Origin of the sequence: Streptomyces sp. NPDC058812, from assembly GCF_042744565.1 — a bacterium.
In the GTDB taxonomy this organism is placed as follows: Bacteria; Actinomycetota; Actinomycetes; order Streptomycetales; family Streptomycetaceae; genus Streptomyces; species Streptomyces thinghirensis.
Genome location: NZ_JBHYOB010000010.1, coordinates 207118 through 225055 on the forward strand (window position 1 = coordinate 207118; position 17938 = coordinate 225055).

Below are 17938 nucleotides of genomic sequence, written 5' to 3' on the forward strand. Positions count from 1 at the left end.
TCACCCTCACGCCAGCAGTTCCACCTCCGCCAGCGTGTGCTCACCGTCGAGGACCAGCCGGTACTTCGCGTACGTCCCCGGCGACTTCACCGAGAACGCCCGGGTCTGCCGGTCCCAGGCGAAGGACTCGCCGGAGCGCTGGTCCAGCGTCCGCCAGGTCGTGCCGTCGGCCGAGCCCTGGAGCTTCCAGCCGGTCGGGGCCTTCGCGTGGTCCGCCGACGACGTCAGCGTGTACTGGAGGGCCTTGGCGCCCTTCCGGGGCACCGGCAGGTCCACCGACGTCACGGCCGCCTCGGTCGCCGACGTGTCGTCGAACAGGGCGCCCTCGCCCTCGATCGCGTCCGCGCGCGGGGTCGGCACCTCGTCGTCCTTGGTGATCGACACCGGCGCTGAATTCTGGCCGGTGCCCCACGAGGAGGGCCGCGGGCCCATGTCGAACTCCAGGACGCCGCCCTTCGCGATCAGGTCGTGGGGGAGCGCGGTGGAGTTCCAGCGCTTGCCGTTGACCTTCAGGCCCTGCACGTAGACGTTCTTCGTGCTGTTCTTCGGCGCCTTGACGACCAGCTCGCGGCCGTTCTCCAGCTCGACGGTCGCCTTGGTGAACAACGGGGAGCCGATGGCGTACTCGCCGCTGCCCATCACCAGCGGGTAGAAGCCGAGCGCGGAGAAGAGGAACCAGGCCGACTGCTCGCCGTTGTCCTCGTCACCGTGGTAGCCCTGCCCGATGTCACTGCCGGTGTACAGGCGGGAGAGCACCTCGCGGACGTTCTTCTGCGTCTTGTGGGGCTGCCCGGCCGCGTCGTACATGTACAGGGCGTGGTGGGCGACCTGGTTGGAGTGCCCGTACATGCCCATGCGGACGTCCCGCGCCTCGGTCATCTCGTGGATGACACCGCCGTAGGAGCCCTTGAACTCCGGTGAGGCCGTCTCCGGGGTGGCGAGGTACTCGTCGAGCTTGTCGCCGAGGCCGTCCCGGCCGCCGTACAGGTTGGCCAGGCCCCGGCTGTCCTGCGGGGCGGTGAAGGCGTAGCCCCAGCCGTTGGTCTCCGTGTAGTCGTAGCCCCACACGCGCGGGTCGTACTTCTCGGAGTCCACGCGCCAGTCGCCCGCCAGGTCCCTGCCCTGGAAGAAGCCGGCCTTCGCGTCGAACATGTTGACGTAGTCCTGGGCGCGGTCGAGGAAGTACGCCGACTCCTCCTTGTACCGCTTCTCGCCCGTCTCCTTGTAGAGCTTCTCGCCCATCTTGGCGATGCCGTAGTCGTTGAGGTAGCCCTCCAGCGCCCACGACATGCCCTCGTGCGTCTCGGTGCTGGTGTAGCCGAGGAACGGCGAGGTCGCCATGCCCTTGCGGCCCACGCCCGAGGACGGGGGCACGACGGTGGCGTTCTTGACGGCCGCGTCGTACGCCGCCTTCGCGTCGAAGTCGACGCCCTTGACGTAGGCGTCGGCGAACGCCACGTCCGAGGAGGTGCCGGTCATCAGGTCCGCGTAGCCCGGGGAGGACCAGCGGGAGGTCCAGCCGCCGTCCTTGTAGTGCTGCACGAAGCCGTCGACCAGCTCACCGGCCTTCGACGGGGTCAGGAAGGAGTACGCGGGCCAGGTGGTCCGGTAGGTGTCCCAGAAGCCGTTGTTGACGTACACCTTGCCGTCCACGATCTTGGCGCCGGTGTGCGTCGGGGTGTCCTCCTTGACCGCCTTGGAGAACGGGGAGGCGTACTTGTACTTCCCGTCGACCTTCTCGTGGCCCGCGTTCGGGTACAGGTACAGCCGGTAGAGGCTGGAGTACAGCGTGGTCAGCTGGTCCTGCGTGGCGCCCTCGACCTCGACCTTGCCGAGGATCTTGTCCCACTGCTTCTGGGCGTCGCGCTTGACCTTGTCGAAGGAGGTGCGCTTCGGGATCTCCTGGCGCAGGTTGTCCTTCGCCTGGTCGACGCTGATCAGCGAGGTCGCGATGCGCAGCGTCACGGTGCGGTCCCGGCCCGCGTCGAAACGCAGGTGGCCCTTGACGCCGCTGGAGTCACCGCCGGTGACCTTGCTGTCGAACTCGCCGTGGACGAACAGACGGGTGGCGCCCGTGGACAGCCCGGACTTGACGTCCGAGTAGCCGCTGAAGGTGCCGTTCTCCTTGTCCAGGGTCAGGCCGGCCTTGTCCTCGACGTTGTCGAAGATCACGCTCGCGTCGTCACCGGGGTAGGTGAAGCGCATCATCGCCGCGTGGTCGGTCGGCGCCATCTCGGCCTTCAGGCCGTTCTCGAACCGCACGCCGTAGTAGTACGGCCGGGCGGTCTCGTTCTCGTGCCGGAAGGCCAGCTCGCGTTCCTCGCGGCCGGTGTCCGGGGTGCCGGAGGCGGCGGACGGCATCACCTGGAAGGTCTGCCGGTCGCCCATCCACGGGCTCGGCTCGTGGCTCGCGCCGAACGCCTGGAGCGTCGGCAGGTTGTCCGCGTTGTTGCCGCGCGCGTAGTCGTACAGCCAGCTCAGCGAACCGGCGTTGGTCACCGGCGTCCAGAAGTTGAAGCCGTGCGGTACGGCGGTCGCGGGGAAGTTGTTGCCGCGGGAGAAGCTGCCGCTGGAGTTGGTGCCGCGGGTGGTCAGCGCGTAGTCGGAGAGGTGGGCCTTCGGCCGCTCCGGCTTCGCGCGCTCGATGGCCACGTCGTCCAGCCAGCCGCGGAACTTCGCCGGGCCCTTGGGGGAGTCGTACGCCACCAGGATCCGGTCGACGGTCTTGCCGGCCGCGACCGACCCGATCCCCGACTTCACGCTGCTCCACTGGTTGACGTACAGGACCTTGGCGACGCCCTGGCCGCGCGGCGTCAGCGGGAAGCCGTGCTGGTCCGTCGCCTTGAGGTCGCTCAGGTAGGTGCCGTCGGTGAAGGCGAGGTCGACGGAGACGTTCGTGGCGTCGTAGTCGAGGTCGCCGTCCGCCATCGACGGGAAGATCTTGTACGACAGCTCCGTGCGGCGGTCGACCTTCACGTCGACGTCGAAGATTTTGTTGTACGAGTAGGCCCGGCCGTCCGCGGTGTGCCGGCCGGCGTACTTGAGGGCCCGCTTGCCGGTGAAGCCGGCGCCCGCCTTCGCGGTCGGCGAGCCGCTCGGGCCGCGGTCGACGAGGGAGAGCATGTCCTCGGGGACGGGTGTGTCGGTGGCGGCGGTGGCCAGCTGGACGTCGGCGAGCTGGAGCGCGTCGCCGGCGCCGTTGTTCCTGGTGATCTCCAGCCGGAAGTGCTGGAACTCGGCGGCCTCGGCGAGGTCGTACGTCTTCGTCTGGAACCGCTCGTCGAAGGACTCCCCGGAGCGGATGTCCAGCGTCTGCCAGTTCTCGCCGTCCGCCGAGCCCTTCAGCGTCCAGTCCACCGGGTCGCGTTCGTCGTGGTCGTTGGCCGAAGTGAGCGCGTATTTCGTGATATTCGCCGGTTCGTCCAGGTCGAACTCGACCCAGCCGGTCTTGTCGAAGGTCAGCCACTTGGTGCCCGGCTCGCCGTCGACGAGGTTCTCCTTCACCTCCCCGCCGCCCGTGTTCTCGGCGCTGGCCCGCACATCGGTGACGTGGTCGGTCACGTTGCCCGGTATGCCGGTGCTGTAGCCGCCGTCGACGCCCGTGGCCCGCTTGCTGCCGTCCGGGCCCGTGTCCACGGTGCTGAGCCAGTCCGGAACCGGGTCGTCCGCCTCGAACGACGAAGCGAACTCCCGGTCGGCCTTGGCGGGCGCGGTGGGCAGCGCGACCGCCGCACCCTGCGAACCCACCGCCAAAGCGAGGGCGGTCGTCATCACGACCGCCGGACCCCATCTGTGCCGAACTCTGTACTGCATGCCCTGGCCACCCTCCCTGCGCTGGGGACAACGTTGTCAACTCAACTGCGCAAGGACCAGTAGGGGTCAAGTGGCATGTGATGTCAAGGGTGTTGGATGTGGCGTTCGGGGCTTATGCCGGGGATTCTTCCGGCAAGTGGCACACAGGCCACTCATATTTCCGGGAGGTCTCAACTCGGAAAAGACGTACCGCCAACCTTGCATTCGATCTTGCTCAGCTGGCGGGAAGTGGACTATACCTGTCGGCCACCGGGGGGTTCAGGGGGGAACCGCGAATTCGGGACCTCCCAAGCGTCCGAACAGCACTTCCTGCACGACCCAGCGTGACCCGATCGCGGTGCCGGGGAGGATCCGGTTCACCGCCTGAGTCCTGGAGAAGGCGAGGACTTGAGCATGGGATCCACTTCCGCCGAGAACAACGGTAAAGGCGTCGGCCGCCGCGATCTGATCAAGCGGTCCGCCGCGCTCGGCCTGATCTCCGTACCGACCATGAGTTTCCTCTCCGCCTGCGCGAGCGGCGGCGGGGACGACCAGGAGAAGGCCGAGGCGGGCAAGAAGTCCGCCGAGAACCCGCTCGCGGTCAACGACAGTGCCCAGATGGAGTTCGTCCTCTTCGACGGAGGCTTCGGCAAGGAGTACGCCGAGGACGCCGTGAAGCTGTACGAGAAGGCCTTCCCCAAGGCCGAGGTGAAGTTCTCCGCCACCCAGAAGATCCAGTCCACCCTTCAGCCGCGCTTCAACGGGGGCAACCCGCCCGACCTCGTCGACAACTCCGGTGCCGAGCAGATGGACATGGGCGTCCTGGTCGGCAAGAAGCAGCTCGCCGACCTCACCCCGCTGCTGGACGCCCCGTCCTACGACGACCCGAACAAGAAGGTCCGCGACACGCTGCGCCCCGGCATCGTGGAGATGGGCCAGTTCGACGGCGACCCGGTCTGGATCCTGTACTACGCCTACACGGTGTACGGCAACTGGTACTCGCAGAAGGCCCTGGACTCCCTCGACGCGGAGTACCCCAAGACCTGGGACGAGATGCTCGCGGTCTGCGAGAAGGCCAAGAAGAAGGGCATGGCCGGCTGGACGTACGCGGGCAAGTATCCGTACTACATCCCCTTCTCGATGTCCCCGATGATCGCCAAGGTCGGCGGCGTCGAGGTGCTCAACGCCATCGACAACCTGGAGCCGAACGCCTGGAAGCACCCGGCGGTCAAGACGGTCTTCGAGGCCTGGTACGAGCTGTACAAGAAGGGCTACATCCTCAAGGGCACCCCGGGCCTGGACCACATCCAGTCGCAGACCGCCTGGGCCAAGGGCGACGCCCTGTTCATCCCCAACGGCTCCTGGGTGGAGAACGAGTCGGCCAAGGTCATCCCCGCCGACTTCGGGCTCACCGTCTCCGCCCCGCCCGGGATCGACGAGAACGACAAGATGCCCTTCGGCACCATGTGGGCCTCCGGCGGCGAGCCCTTCATCGTCCCGGCCAAGGCGGCCAACGGCGCCGGCGGCATGGAGCAGCTGCGCATCATGCTCAGCGAGGCCTCCTCGAAGAACTTCACCAGCAAGGTGAAGTCGCTGAGCGCCTACAACGGCGGCACCGACGGCATCGAGCTGACCCCGGGCCTCAAGTCCGGCGTCGCGGCACTGGAACTGGCCGGCGACAACGTGGTGAACCCGCGCATGCAGGACTGGTACGTGCAGCTCCAGAAGGAGAAGATCGGCGTCTCCTGCCTGGGCGAGATGATGGCCGGCCGGCTCACCCCGGCCGAGACCATCAAGAAGATCCAGGGCTACGCCGACGACGCCGCCAAGGACTCGTCGATCAAGCACTACAAGCACCAGTGAGGACGCGTCACCAGGGCCTGTCCGGCGCCGCCGCGCCGGACAGGCCCTGGCGGCGCCACCCGCACGCAGATCGGGGTCGGTAGCAATGCAGCACGGCAAGTACCGGTTCATCGTGGGGTTCCTGGCGGTTCCCCTGGGGCTGTACGCGCTCTTCGTCATCTGGCCGTTCATCCAGTCCATCTACTACTCGTTCACGGACTGGACGGGCCTGAGTCCCGAGTTCTCGATGGTCGGCTTCGACAACTACTCGCGGATGCTCGACGACGACATCTTCTGGAAGTCGTTGCAGCACAGCGTGATGTTCGCCCTGCTGGTGCCGCTGGTCACCCTCGGCCTGGCGCTCTTCTTCGCCTTCATGATCAATGTGGGCGGACGCCGCCGCCGGGGCGGCCCGGCGATCACCGGAGTCCGCGGCTCCGGCTTCTACAAGATCGTCTACTTCTTCCCGCAGGTGCTCTCCATCGCGATCGTCGCCCTGCTGTTCCAGTTCGCGTACAACCCGGACAGCGGTGCGATCAACTCCCTGCTGCGCGGCATCGGCCTGGACTCCGTCCAGCCGCTGTGGCTCGGTGACCCGAACATCGCCCTGTGGTGCGTGATGGCGGTGCTCGTCTGGTCCACCGTCGGCTTCTTCGTGGTCCTCTTCTCCGCGGGCATGGCCTCCATCCCGGCGGAGCTGTACGAGGCCGCGCTGCTGGACGGGGCCAACCGCGCCACCACCTTCTTCAAGGTCACCCTGCCGCTGCTGTGGGACACCGTGCAGTCCGGCTGGGTCTACATGGGCATCCTCGCGCTCGGCGCCGAGTCGTTCGCGGTCGTGCAGATCATGACGACCGGGCCCGGCGGACCCGACTACTCGACCACCGTGATGGTCCTGTACGTGTACCAGAAGGCGTTCCGGGACGGTCAGGCCGCCTACGCCACCACCATCGGCGTCGCCCTGCTCGTCGTCACGCTGGCCTTCGCCGCCCTCGTGATGCGACTGGGCCGGCGCGAGCGGCTGGAGTACTGATCAATGAAGACGACCGAGACCCCCGCCCCCGTACCGGCCGAGTCCGGCGCGCCCGTCCGCAAGAGCGACGCACCGCCCAGCGGGCCCCGCAAGGGGAAGAAGGAGGGCACCACCCTCAACGTCTTCTCCCACGGCGTCCTCGTCATCTGGGCGATCATGGTCGGCATGCCGCTGGTGTGGGCGGTGATGACCTCCTTCAAGGACGACGCCGCCATCTTCGGCTCGCCCTGGTCGCTCCCCGACAAGCTGAACTTCGACAACTGGTCGCGGGCCTGGTCCCAGGCCCACATGAGCGACTACTTCCTCAACACTGTCATGGTGGTGGGCGGCTCGCTCGTCGGCACCCTGGTGCTGGGTTCCATGGCGGCCTATGTACTGGCCCGGTTCGACTTTCCGGGCAACCGGTTCATCTATTACTTGTTCATCGCCGGCATGAGCTTCCCGATCATGCTCGCGCTGGTCCCGTTGTTCTACGTGGTGGACAACATGGGGATGCTGAACACCATCCACGGGCTGATCCTGGTCTACATCGCCTATTCGCTGCCTTTCACGGTGTTCTTCCTGACCGGGTTCTTCCGCACGCTGCCCAGTTCGGTTGCGGAGGCCGCGTTCGTGGACGGGGCTTCGCACACCCGGACGTTCTTCCAGGTCATGCTGCCGATGGCCAAGCCGGGCCTGATCAGCGTGGGGATCTTCAATTTCCTGGGGCAGTGGAACCAGTACATGCTGCCGACCGTGCTGAACACGGACCCGGACAAGCACGTCCTCACCCAGGGCCTGGTGCAGCTGGCGGTCAGCCAGGGCTACAAGGGCGACTGGTCGGGCCTCTTCGCCGGCCTGGTGATGGCGATGCTGCCGGTCCTGGCCGCGTACATCATCTTCCAGCGCCAGGTGGTCCAGGGGCTCACGGCGGGCGCCCTGAAGTAACACCGCCGCGCTGGTGTGCGTGCCGCTCCGGGCATCCCGGAGCGGCACGCACACGTGTGTGCGGATATGTGTGGCGGACACCCGGATGCGGTTCAACCTCTTGACGGGAGGCGACCCGAACGGCTCAGCTTAGAGTTCACTAGTTGGACATGGACGGGGCCTCATCGAAGCGGCCCCGCGCGCAGGAGGTCGTCGTGGAGACTCCCGGGTCGCAGTCGTCGCTGCACCGAGCCAACCTGGAACGGGTCGTACGAGCGGTACGGCTCGCCGGGTCGCTCACGCAGGCGGAGATCGCGAGGACGACGGGCCTGTCCGCGGCGACGGTCTCGAACATCGTGAGGGAACTGAAGGACGGCGGGACGGTCGAGGTCACGCCCACCTCGGCGGGCGGCCGCCGGGCCCGCAGCGTCTCGCTGAGCGGGGACGCCGGCATCGTCATCGGCGTGGACTTCGGGCACACGCATCTGCGGGTCGCGGTCGGGAACCTCGCCCACCAGGTACTCGCCGAGGAGTCCGAGCCGCTGGACGTCGACGCGTCCTCGGCGCAGGGCTTCGACCGGGCGGAGCAGCTGGTCGACCGGCTGATCGCGGCGACCGGCATCGACCGCGCGAAGATCGCCGGAGTGGGCCTCGGCGTGCCCGGCCCGATCGACGTGGAGTCCGGGACGCTGGGCTCGACCGCCATCCTGCCCGGCTGGGGCGGCACCCGGCCCGCCGAGGAGCTGCGGGGGCGGCTCGGCGTGCCGGTGCACGTGGACAACGACGCCAACCTGGGCGCCCTGGGCGAGCTGGTCTGGGGCAGCGGCCGGGGGGTGCGGGACCTGGCGTACATCAAGGTCGCCAGCGGCGTCGGCGCGGGGCTGGTGATCAACGGGAAGATCTACCGCGGTCCCGGCGGCACCGCGGGCGAAATCGGGCATATCACACTCGACGAAGCCGGTCCCGTCTGCCGCTGCGGAAACCGGGGCTGCCTGGAGACCTTCGCCGCCGCACGCTACGTGCTGCCGTTGCTCCAGCCGAGCCACGGCACCGACCTGACGATGGAAGGCGTCGTGCGGCTGGCGAGGGACGGCGACCCGGGCTGCCGTCGGGTGATCGCCGACGTCGGCCGCCACATCGGCAGTGGAGTCGCCAACCTCTGCAACCTGCTCAACCCGAGCCGCGTCGTTCTCGGCGGCGATCTCGCCGAGGCCGGTGAACTGGTGCTCGGCCCGATCCGGGAGTCCGTCGGCCGGTACGCGATCCCCAGCGCGGCACGTCAACTCTCCGTTCTGCCCGGGGCACTTGGAGGCCGCGCGGAGGTGCTCGGAGCGCTCGCCCTCGCCCTCAGCGAGATGGGCGATTCGACGCTTTTGGACGGAAGTGCGACCGGCGCTCTGTCGGCGGCCACCCCTGCCTTCACTTAGAGCACGGATGGCACCGTTGTCATCTCGTTAAGGATTTACTTCTTGACGTCGCACGTGTGGCCGAGTTGACTTCCAGCCACCTCGGCCGCAACGACGCGGCCTCGTCAGGGAGGTTTCTGAAGTGAACACGCGTATGCGTCGTGCCGCCGTTGCCGTTGCCGCCACCGCGATGGCGGTCTCGCTCGCCGCTTGCGGCAACGCCGCGGAGTCCGACGAGAACAGTGACTCCTCGGGCTCCGCCGAGAAGAAGGGCGACGACATCAAGGTCGGTCTGCTCCTTCCGGAGAACCAGACCGCGCGCTACGAGAAGTTCGACAAGCCCTTGATCGAGAAGAAGGTCAAGGAGCTCACGAACAACAAGGGCGAGGTCGTCTACGCCAACGCCAAGCAGGACGCCACGCTGCAGGCGCAGCAGGTCGACACGATGATCACCAACAAGGTCGACGTGCTGATCGTGGACGCGGTGGACTCCAAGGCCATCGCCGGCTCGATCACCAAGGCGGAGCAGGCCGGCATCCCGGTCGTCGCCTACGACCGCCTGGCCGAGGGCCCGATCGACGCCTACACCTCGTTCGACAACGTCACCGTCGGCAAGACGCAGGGCGAGGCCCTCCTGAAGGCGCTGGGCGACAAGGCCAAGGACGGCCAGGTCGTCATGATGAACGGGTCCTCCACCGACCCGAACGCCGCCCAGTTCAAGGAGGGCGCGATGTCCGTCCTCAAGGGCAAGGTGAACATCGGCCGCTCCTACGACACCAAGGAGTGGAAGCCGGAGAACGCCAACTCCAACATGCAGGCCGCCATCTCGGCGCTCGGCAAGGACAAGATCATCGGCGTCTACTCCGCCAACGACGGCATGGCGGGCGGCATCATCACCGCCCTCAAGCGCGCGGGCATCGCCGACATCCCGGTCACCGGCCAGGACGCCGAACTCGCGGGCGTGCAGCGCATCGTCACCGGCGAGCAGTACATGAGCGTCTACAAGTCCTACCCGCAGGAGGCCGCGGTCGCCGGTGAGATGGCCGTCGCCCTCGCCCAGGGCAAGTCGCTCGACTCCATCGCCAAGGACAAGGCCGACAGCGCCACCACCAAGGGCATCCCGACGACGCTGGTTCCGGTCGTCTCGCTGACGAAGGACAACATCAAGGAGACCGTCGTCAAGGAGGGCTTCTACACGATCGACGAGATCTGTGGCGGCAAGTACAAGGCCTCCTGCGACAAGATCGGTCTCAAGTAGGCGGACCCCGTCTCCCGTACCGCGTGAGCGCGTACGGGACCGGCCGCACGCAGCTTCCTCCGGCGCCCCGCATTCAACAGCCCCGCAAGCTAGGCGGGGCGCCGGACGGAACACCCCCCCCGAAAACTTCTGCACAACCTCCCGCCGGGTCAGGCGGCGAAGGAGATGGTTCACGTGTCCGCTACGCCCGTGCTGGCGTTGCGCGGGGTCTCCAAGCGATTCGGTGCCGTCCAGGCGCTCACCGACGTAGAGCTTGAGGTCCACGCCGGTGAGGTGGTCGCCCTGGTCGGCGACAACGGCGCCGGAAAGTCCACGCTGGTCAAGACGATCGCCGGCGTGCACCCCATCGATGAGGGCTCCATCGAATGGGACGGCAAGGCCGTCTCGATCAACAGGCCGCACGACGCCCAGAACCTGGGCATCGCGACCGTCTACCAGGACCTCGCGCTGTGCGACAACATCGACGTGGTCGGCAACCTCTACCTGGGCCGCGAGATCATCAAGCGCGGCGTCCTGGACGAGGTCGAGATGGAGCGCCGCTCCCGCGAGCTGCTGGACACGCTGTCCATCCGCATCCCCAGCGTCCGCATCCCGATCGCCTCGCTCTCCGGCGGCCAGCGCCAGGTCGTGGCGATCGCCCGGTCGATGCTCGGTGAGCCCAAGCTGGTCATCCTCGACGAGCCCACGGCCGCCCTCGGTGTCGAGCAGACCGCACAGGTCCTCGACCTCGTGGAGCGGCTGCGCGAGCGCGGTCACGCCGTCATCCTCATCAGCCACAACATGGCCGACGTGAAGGCGGTGGCCGACAAGGTCGCCGTCCTGCGCCTCGGCCGCAACAACGGCGTCTTCGAGGTCAAGTCGACCTCGCAGGAAGAGATCATCTCCGCCATCACGGGCGCCACGGAGAACGCCGTGACCCGTCGTGCGGCGCGCACCAATGGGGAGATCAAGAAGTGAGCATCGACAAGACCTCCACACCCGCCGAGGACAAGGCGGTGGACAACCCCGCCGCGGCCTCCGGCGCGGCCACCGCGGTCGACCCGCGGCTGCTGGTCCGCGAGCAGGGTTTCGCGGGCTACCTCGGCGAGTTCAAGCGGAAGATGAAGGCCGGCGACCTCGGGTCGATCCCGGTCGTCGTCGGCCTGCTGGTCATCTGGGCCATCTTCACCAGCCTGAACTCCAACTTCCTCACCGCCGGCAACTTCTCCGACATGTCCGTCGCCATGGTCGGCACGGGCATGATCGCCGTCGGTATCGTCTTCGTGCTGCTGCTCGGCGAGATCGACCTGTCCGTCGGCTCGGTCAGCGGCGTCGCGGGCGCCACCTTCGCGGTGCTGAACATCACGCACGGGATGAACGAGGTGCTGGCCCTCGTCCTGGCCATCCTCACCGGCACGGTGGCCGGCGCCATCCACGGCTTCTTCTTCGCCCGCATCGGCGTCCCGGCCTTCGCCGTGACGCTCGCCGGACTCCTGTTCTGGCAGGGCTTCATGCTGCAGATCCTGGGCAGCAACGGCACCATCAACCTGAACTCCGACGGCATAGTCGTCAAGCTGACCAGCTACTACTTCAGCGATGTGGCCGCCGCCTACGGCCTGGCGATCGTCGTGACCGCGGGGTACTTCCTCTCCGCCTTCTTCGACAACCGCCGCCGCGAGGCCGCGGGCGTGCCGTCCCGGCCGCTGAACGAGATCATCGTCCGCACGGTGCTGCTGGCCGTCCTGGCCTTCGTCGTGGCGATCGTCTTCAACCAGTACAAGGGCCTGCCGCTGGCCGTGGTGATCTTCCTCGGGTTCCTGCTGTTCACGGACTTCGTGCTGCGCCGCACCTCCTACGGCCGCAAGGTCTTCGCGCTCGGCGGCAGCGTCGAGGCGTCCCGCCGCGCCGGTATCAACGTGGAACTGGTCCGGATCTCGGTCTTCGCGATCGCCGGCACCTTCGCCGCGATCGGCGGCCTCTTCGTCGCGTCGAAGATCGCTTCCGCCAACCAGGGCGCGGGCACCGGTGAGTTCCTGATGAACGTCATCGCCGCGGCCGTGATCGGCGGCACGTCCCTCTTCGGCGGCCGCGGCCGCACCTGGGACGCGCTGCTCGGTGTGATGGTCATCGTCTCGATCCAGTACGGCCTCGCCCTGGAGGGCATCGCCTCGCCGGTCCAGTACATGATCACCGGCGGCGTGCTGCTGGCCACGGTCGTCATCGACGCGGTCACCCGCAAGACCCAGAAGACGGCGGGACGCGCGTAGCCACGCCCCGCCCGTCCAGGGCGCACCACCCCACCGCCCGCCCGAGCTGAGCCCTCGGGCGGGCGGTGGGCTGCCCGCCCGCGCCGCGCGCACGGGACGGCCACGCGTGTCAGGGTGCCGAGGACGACGGCCGGCGGGGCAGTCGTAGAACGGACCGCCGATGGGTAAGGCCGAACGCGTGACGTACGACGCACCGCCCGGACACGTTCCGCCACGGCGGAACATTAGACTCGGGCAGGCCCGGCAACAGCTCTACTGCAAGGAGGCACGGGTGCCGCTGCTGACCCGCATCACGGGACCGCGCGATCTGGACCGGCTCAGCCTGGACGAGCTGGGCCGGCTGGCAGAGGAGATCCGCACCTTCCTCGTCGACGCCGTCTCCAAGACCGGCGGCCACCTCGGCCCCAACCTCGGCGTGGTGGAGCTCACCCTCGCCCTGCACCGCGTCTTCGACTCGCCGAAGGACAAGGTGCTCTGGGACACCGGCCACCAGTCCTACGTGCACAAGCTGCTCACCGGCCGTCAGGACTTCTCGAAGCTGAAGATGAAGGGCGGCCTGTCCGGCTACCCCTCGCAGGCCGAGTCCGAGCACGACGTCATCGAGAACAGCCACGCCTCCACCGTCCTCGGCTGGGCCGACGGCATCGCCAAGGCCAACCAGGTCCTCGACCGCGACGACCACGTCGTCGCCGTCATCGGCGACGGCGCGCTCACCGGCGGTATGGCCTGGGAGGCGCTGAACAACATCGCCGCCGCAAAGGACCGCCCCCTCGTCATCGTCGTCAACGACAACGAGCGCTCCTACGCGCCCACCATCGGCGGCCTCGCCAACCACCTGGCGACCCTGCGCACCACCGACGGCTACGAGCGCTTCCTGGCCCGCACCAAGGAGGTCCTGGAGCGCACCCCGGTCGTCGGCCGCCCGCTCTACGACACCCTGCACGGCGCCAAGAAGGGCCTGAAGGACTTCATCGCCCCGCAGGGCATGTTCGAGGACCTCGGCCTGAAGTACGTCGGCCCCATCGACGGCCACGACCTCGAGGCCCTGGAGTCCGCGCTCACCCGCGCCAAGCGCTTCGGCGGCCCGGTCATCGTGCACTGCCTCACCGAGAAGGGCCGCGGCTACCAGCCCGCCCTGGCGGACGAGGCCGACCGCTTCCACGCCGTCGGCAAGATCCACCCCGACACGGGCCTGCCCATCTCCACCTCCGGCGCCGACTGGACGAGCGTCTTCGGTGACGAGATGCTGGAGCTCGGCCGCGAGCGCGAGGACGTCGTCGCCATCACCGCCGCCATGCTCCAGCCGGTCGGCCTCGACAAGTTCGCCAAGGCCTTCCCGGACCGCGTCTACGACGTCGGCATCGCCGAGCAGCACGGCGCGGTCTCCGCGGCCGGCCTCGCCCACGGCGGGGTGCACCCGGTCTTCGCCGTGTACGCCACCTTCCTCAACCGCGCCTTCGACCAGGTGCTGATGGACGTGGCCCTGCACAAGTGCGGCGTGACGTTCGTGCTGGACCGCGCTGGTGTCACCGGCACCGACGGCGCCTCCCACAACGGCATGTGGGACATGTCGATCCTCCAGGTCGTGCCCGGCCTGCGCCTCGCCGCCCCGCGCGACGCCGACCAGGTCCGCGCCCAGCTGCGCGAGGCCGTCGAGGTGGACGACGCGCCGACCGTGGTCCGCTTCTCCAAGGGCGCCGTCGGCCCCGCCGTACCGGCCGTCGGCCGCGTCGGCGGCATGGACGTGCTGCGCGCCCCCGGCACCGACACGCCCGATGTCCTCCTGGTCTCCGTCGGCGCCCTCGCGCCGATGTGCCTGGAGGTGGCGGACCTGCTGAACAAGCAGGGCATCTCCACCACCGTGGTCGACCCCCGCTGGGTCAAGCCCGTCGACGAGGCCATGGCCCCGCTCGCCGAGCGGCACCGCGTGGTCGTCACCGTCGAGGACAACTCCCGCGTCGGCGGCGTCGGATCCGCCGTCGCCCAGGCCCTGCGCGACACGGGCGTCGACGTGCCGCTGCGCGACTTCGGCATCCCGCCGCGCTTCCTCGACCACGCCTCCCGCGCCGAGGTCATGGCCGAGATCGGACTCACCGCCCCCGACATCGCCCGCCAGGTCACCGGCCTGGTCGCCAAGCTCGACGGCCGGTACGAGCGCTCCGAGGTGGACTCGGTGGAGGCCGCGCGCGACTGACGTACGACCGGATGGGCAGGTTTCACCACTGCAACGAGTGGTGAAACCTGCCCATCCGCGTGAATCCGCTCACGCCGGGGCATACGCAGTACGCCCCCCTCTCGATCATGTCGGGGACGACAAGCTCGGAGGTACCCGTGAGCAACAGCAGTCTCTTCAGGACCAAGAAGATCGAGCAATCCATCCGGGACACGGAGGAGCCGGAGCACGCGCTCAAGAAATCCCTGTCCGCACTGGATCTGACCGTCTTCGGCGTCGGTGTCATCATCGGCACCGGCATCTTCGTACTGACCGGCACGGTCGCCAAGAACAACGCCGGGCCCTCCGTGGCCCTGGCCTTCGTCGTCGCCGGTGTAGTGTGCGCGCTCGCCGCGCTCTGCTACGCGGAGTTCGCCTCGACGGTCCCGGTTGCCGGCTCGGCGTACACGTTCTCCTACGCGTCGCTCGGCGAACTGCCCGCCTGGATCATCGGCTGGGACCTGGTCCTGGAGTTCGCGCTCGGCACGGCGGTGGTGGCCGTCGGCTGGTCGGGCTACATCCGTTCCCTGCTGGACAACGCGGGCTGGCAGATGCCCGCGTCGCTCGGCGGCCGGGACGGCGCCGAGGGATTCGGCTTCGACATCCTGGCCGCCGTCCTGGTGCTGGTGCTCACCGGCATCCTCGTCCTCGGCATGAAGCTGTCGGCCCGGGTCACCTCGGTCGTCGTCGCCATCAAGGTGACCGTCGTCCTCATCGTGATCATCGCGGGTGCCTTCTTCATCAAGGGTTCCAACTACGACCCCTTCGTCCCGAAGGCGCAGCCGGTGGAGGCGGGCGGGGGACTCGACTCGCCACTGATCCAGCTGATGTTCGGGTGGGCGCCGGCCAACTTCGGCGTGATGGGCATCTTCACCGCGGCCTCCGTCGTCTTCTTCGCCTTCATCGGCTTCGACATCGTCGCCACGGCCGCCGAGGAGACCAAGAACCCGCAGCGCGACATGCCCCGCGGCATCCTCGGCTCCCTGTTCATCTGCACCGCGCTGTACGTCGCCGTATCGATCGTCGTCACCGGCATGCAGCACTACAGCGAGCTGTCCATCGACGCCCCGCTCGCCGACGCCTTCAAGTCCACCGGGCACCCCTTCTTCGCCGGTGTGATCAGCTTCGGCGCCGCCGTCGGCCTGACCACGGTGTGCATGATCCTGCTGCTCGGCCAGACCCGGGTGTTCTTCGCGATGAGCCGCGACGGGCTGCTGCCGCGCTTCTTCTCCCGCGTCCACCCGAAGTTCCGGACGCCGTACCGGCCGACCATCCTGCTCGGCGTGATCATCGCGATCGTCGCCGGCTTCACCAGCCTGAGCGAGCTGGCCGAGCTGGTGAACATCGGCACGCTGTTCGCGTTCGTCATCGTCGCCCTCAGCGTGATCATCCTGCGTCGGACCCGCCCCGACCTGCCGCGCGCCTTCCGCACCCCGCTGGTGCCGCTGCTGCCGATCGTGTCGGTGGGGGCCTCGCTGTGGCTGATGCTGAACCTGCCCGCCGAGACATGGGTGCGGTTCGGCGTCTGGATGGCGATCGGCGTCGTCGTGTACTTCCTCTACAGCCGCACCCACAGCCGCATGGCCCGCGGCGAGGAGGCACCGGCCGGCACGCCCGGGTCGACCGGGCCGTCCGGCGGAGACACCCCGTAGCCCCATCCACTCCCGCTCCGGCCCCGCACCCCCGCCCGGGGACCGCGGGGCCGGTCCGCGTACGCCGGTGGGGGCGCCGTCACGCGGGCCGCACCGTCCGCGGCCCCGCCACCTCCGCGCCCAGCTCGCTCACCCGGCGGCGCAACTCGCGGTCGGCCGTCACGACCAGGACCGGACGGTCGCCGGTGGCCCGGGCGACCAGGTCGACCATGTGGTCGTCCCCGCTGCCGGGCGCCGACTCCACCCGTACGCCCGGCACGGAGTCCACCCCTCGGGCCGCGCCCTCGACGACCAGGACCACCTCCACCGGGCCGGCATGCCCCGGCACACCGTCCGCCGCCAGCCGGTCCCGCAACCGTTCGGCCGCCCCGCGCCGGTCGTGCCACCACCCGTCGGGCACCGACCCGACGACGTTCGCGGCGTCGACGATCACGAGCAGGGGAGCGTTGTCGTCCATGCCGTTGTCGTCCATGCCGTCAGGGTCGCACGGCACCGTCGCGCGGGCCGTACCCGATCGACGCGGACCCGGCGGCCCCGCTTAGAGTGATGCGGTGAACGGCGACTGGCTTCTCCTCGGCCGCGACGGCCGCCTCAGTGTCTACCTCCCGTCGGACGGTGCCGCCCTGTGGCGTGCCGAACGCGCGCCCGCCGGGCCCTGGGAGGCGCCGCGCAGGCTCGGCGGCGACCAGGAACTGCACCCCGGCCTCGCGGTCGGCCGGGGCCCCGACGGCTACGCACATCTGGTCGCCTGGCGGCCCGTCGGGACCGGCCGGTCCGACCTCGTGCACACCACGCACTTCCGGCCGCTGCTCGCGCCCCTCGACTGGCAGCCGGCCGGCCACCCCAACAAGCAGGGCGACCGCACCGGGACACCGGCCGTCGCGGTCGACGCGCAGGGACGTGCCCATGTCTTCGTCCGCAACGGGGGCGGCGGCATGAGCATGGTGGCCCAGAAGGAGAAGGGCGGCTGGGAGCCCTGGCGGGACCTGAAGGGGCGCGGCGTCCAGGAGGCGCCCGCGGCCGTGACGGGGGAGTCCGGCCGGGTCGAGCTCTACGCGGCCGTCACCGGCGGTATCCGGCACTGGCGGCAGGAGCAGCCGGGCGCGCGGCCGGTGCCGGGGGAGGGCGTCGACGCGGCCGTCCGCCCGGGCACCCTGCGCGCGCTGGCGACCTCCGAGGAGTACACCACCGTCCTCTTCACCGACGACGACACCGGTGAGCTGTGCGCCTGGCGCCCCGGCGAGAAGCCGGTGCCGCTGGTGACCGCGGCAGGACCCGGCCCCGTCTCCGTCGTCCGCTGCGCCATCGACGGTCACGACTGCACACTGCTCGCCCAGCGTGCGAAGAGCGGCCGGGTCGCCTTCGCCGCCTACCCCTCGGAGCAGGAGGCGCTCGGCGCCGCGTGGACGGAGTCGGGTCCGGAGCTGCCGGCCGACGCGGTGGTGTCCCTGGCGCTGGACGCCGGCGGCCGGCTGGTGGCGGCCACGCTCTCCCCGTCCACCGGACAGCTCCGCCTCACCCGCCGCAAGGACGAACCGGGCCTCGCGCTCGGTCCCTGGCAAGCCGTCTGACGGGTCCTCGACGGCCCGGT

12 protein-coding genes are annotated in these 17938 nt (G+C 69.0%); 10 read left to right on the forward strand and 2 right to left on the reverse strand.

Going from position 1 to position 17938, the window contains the following annotated elements:
* Positions 1-6: 6 nt before the first annotated feature.
* A complete protein-coding gene (locus tag ACFW48_RS22425) occupies positions 7-3813 on the reverse strand; it encodes a GH92 family glycosyl hydrolase (protein WP_386317179.1) in 3807 nt (1268 codons plus the stop codon).
* A gap of 393 nt (positions 3814-4206) precedes the next feature.
* Between ACFW48_RS22425 and ngcE the strand changes: the two genes are divergently transcribed.
* From ngcE to ACFW48_RS22470, 9 genes are all read left to right on the forward strand, one after another.
* Entirely contained in the window at positions 4207-5655 is a 1449-nt protein-coding gene (ngcE, locus tag ACFW48_RS22430; RefSeq protein WP_386317181.1) for an N-acetylglucosamine/diacetylchitobiose ABC transporter substrate-binding protein, read from the forward strand.
* Positions 5656-5740: 85 nt separating this feature from the next.
* Entirely contained in the window at positions 5741-6667 is a 927-nt protein-coding gene (locus tag ACFW48_RS22435) for a carbohydrate ABC transporter permease (protein WP_121749741.1), read from the forward strand.
* 3 nt (positions 6668-6670) lie between these two features.
* Entirely contained in the window at positions 6671-7594 is a 924-nt protein-coding gene (locus tag ACFW48_RS22440; protein ID WP_386317185.1) for a carbohydrate ABC transporter permease, read from the forward strand.
* A gap of 194 nt (positions 7595-7788) precedes the next feature.
* Positions 7789-9000, forward strand: coding sequence for an ROK family transcriptional regulator (locus tag ACFW48_RS22445; RefSeq protein ID WP_121749743.1), 1212 nt, complete (start codon positions 7789-7791; stop codon positions 8998-9000).
* Positions 9001-9133: 133 nt separating this feature from the next.
* On the forward strand, positions 9134-10237 hold the full coding sequence (locus ACFW48_RS22450) for a sugar ABC transporter substrate-binding protein (RefSeq protein ID WP_386317354.1): 1104 nt from the start codon (positions 9134-9136) through the stop codon (positions 10235-10237).
* A 165-nt stretch (positions 10238-10402) separates the two neighbouring features.
* Positions 10403-11194, forward strand: coding sequence for an ATP-binding cassette domain-containing protein (locus ACFW48_RS22455; protein WP_055419686.1), 792 nt, complete (start codon positions 10403-10405; stop codon positions 11192-11194).
* Positions 11191-12483 carry a sugar ABC transporter permease gene (locus ACFW48_RS22460; protein WP_386317188.1) on the forward strand — a complete coding sequence of 431 codons (1293 nt, stop codon included), beginning with the start codon at positions 11191-11193 and terminating at the stop codon, positions 12481-12483. Before ACFW48_RS22455 ends, ACFW48_RS22460 begins: the two co-directional genes overlap by 4 nt.
* Positions 12484-12754: 271 nt before the next feature.
* Complete coding sequence (gene dxs / locus ACFW48_RS22465; RefSeq protein WP_386317356.1) at positions 12755-14677, forward strand: 1-deoxy-D-xylulose-5-phosphate synthase; 1923 nt, start codon at positions 12755-12757, stop codon at positions 14675-14677.
* A 107-nt stretch (positions 14678-14784) separates the two neighbouring features.
* Positions 14785-16347: an amino acid permease gene (locus tag ACFW48_RS22470; RefSeq protein WP_386317191.1), complete on the forward strand. Its 1563-nt coding sequence runs from the start codon at positions 14785-14787 to the stop codon at positions 16345-16347.
* 79 nt (positions 16348-16426) lie between these two features.
* On the opposite strand, the gene ACFW48_RS22475 is transcribed toward ACFW48_RS22470, so the two are convergent.
* Entirely contained in the window at positions 16427-16804 is a 378-nt protein-coding gene (locus ACFW48_RS22475) for an NTP pyrophosphohydrolase (RefSeq protein ID WP_386317358.1), read from the reverse strand.
* A gap of 94 nt (positions 16805-16898) precedes the next feature.
* On the opposite strand from ACFW48_RS22475, the gene ACFW48_RS22480 reads away from it, so the two are divergent.
* A complete protein-coding gene (locus ACFW48_RS22480) occupies positions 16899-17918 on the forward strand; it encodes a hypothetical protein (protein ID WP_386317194.1) in 1020 nt (339 codons plus the stop codon).
* Positions 17919-17938: the final 20 nt, after the last annotated feature.

Coding starts and splice junctions, on each gene's coding strand:
- ngcE (WP_386317181.1), top strand. CDS start 4,207: ATGGGATCCACTTCCGCCGAGAACAACGGTAAAGGCGTCGGCCGCCGC.
- ACFW48_RS22450 (WP_386317354.1), top strand. CDS start 9,134: ATGCGTCGTGCCGCCGTTGCCGTTGCCGCCACCGCGATGGCGGTCTCG.
- ACFW48_RS22470 (WP_386317191.1), top strand. CDS start 14,785: ATGTCGGGGACGACAAGCTCGGAGGTACCCGTGAGCAACAGCAGTCTC.
- ACFW48_RS22435 (WP_121749741.1), top strand. CDS start 5,741: ATGCAGCACGGCAAGTACCGGTTCATCGTGGGGTTCCTGGCGGTTCCC.
- ACFW48_RS22475 (WP_386317358.1), bottom strand. CDS start 16,804: ATGGACGACAACGCTCCCCTGCTCGTGATCGTCGACGCCGCGAACGTC.
- ACFW48_RS22440 (WP_386317185.1), top strand. CDS start 6,671: ATGAAGACGACCGAGACCCCCGCCCCCGTACCGGCCGAGTCCGGCGCG.
- ACFW48_RS22455 (WP_055419686.1), top strand. CDS start 10,403: ATGGTTCACGTGTCCGCTACGCCCGTGCTGGCGTTGCGCGGGGTCTCC.
- ACFW48_RS22425 (WP_386317179.1), bottom strand. CDS start 3,813: ATGCAGTACAGAGTTCGGCACAGATGGGGTCCGGCGGTCGTGATGACG.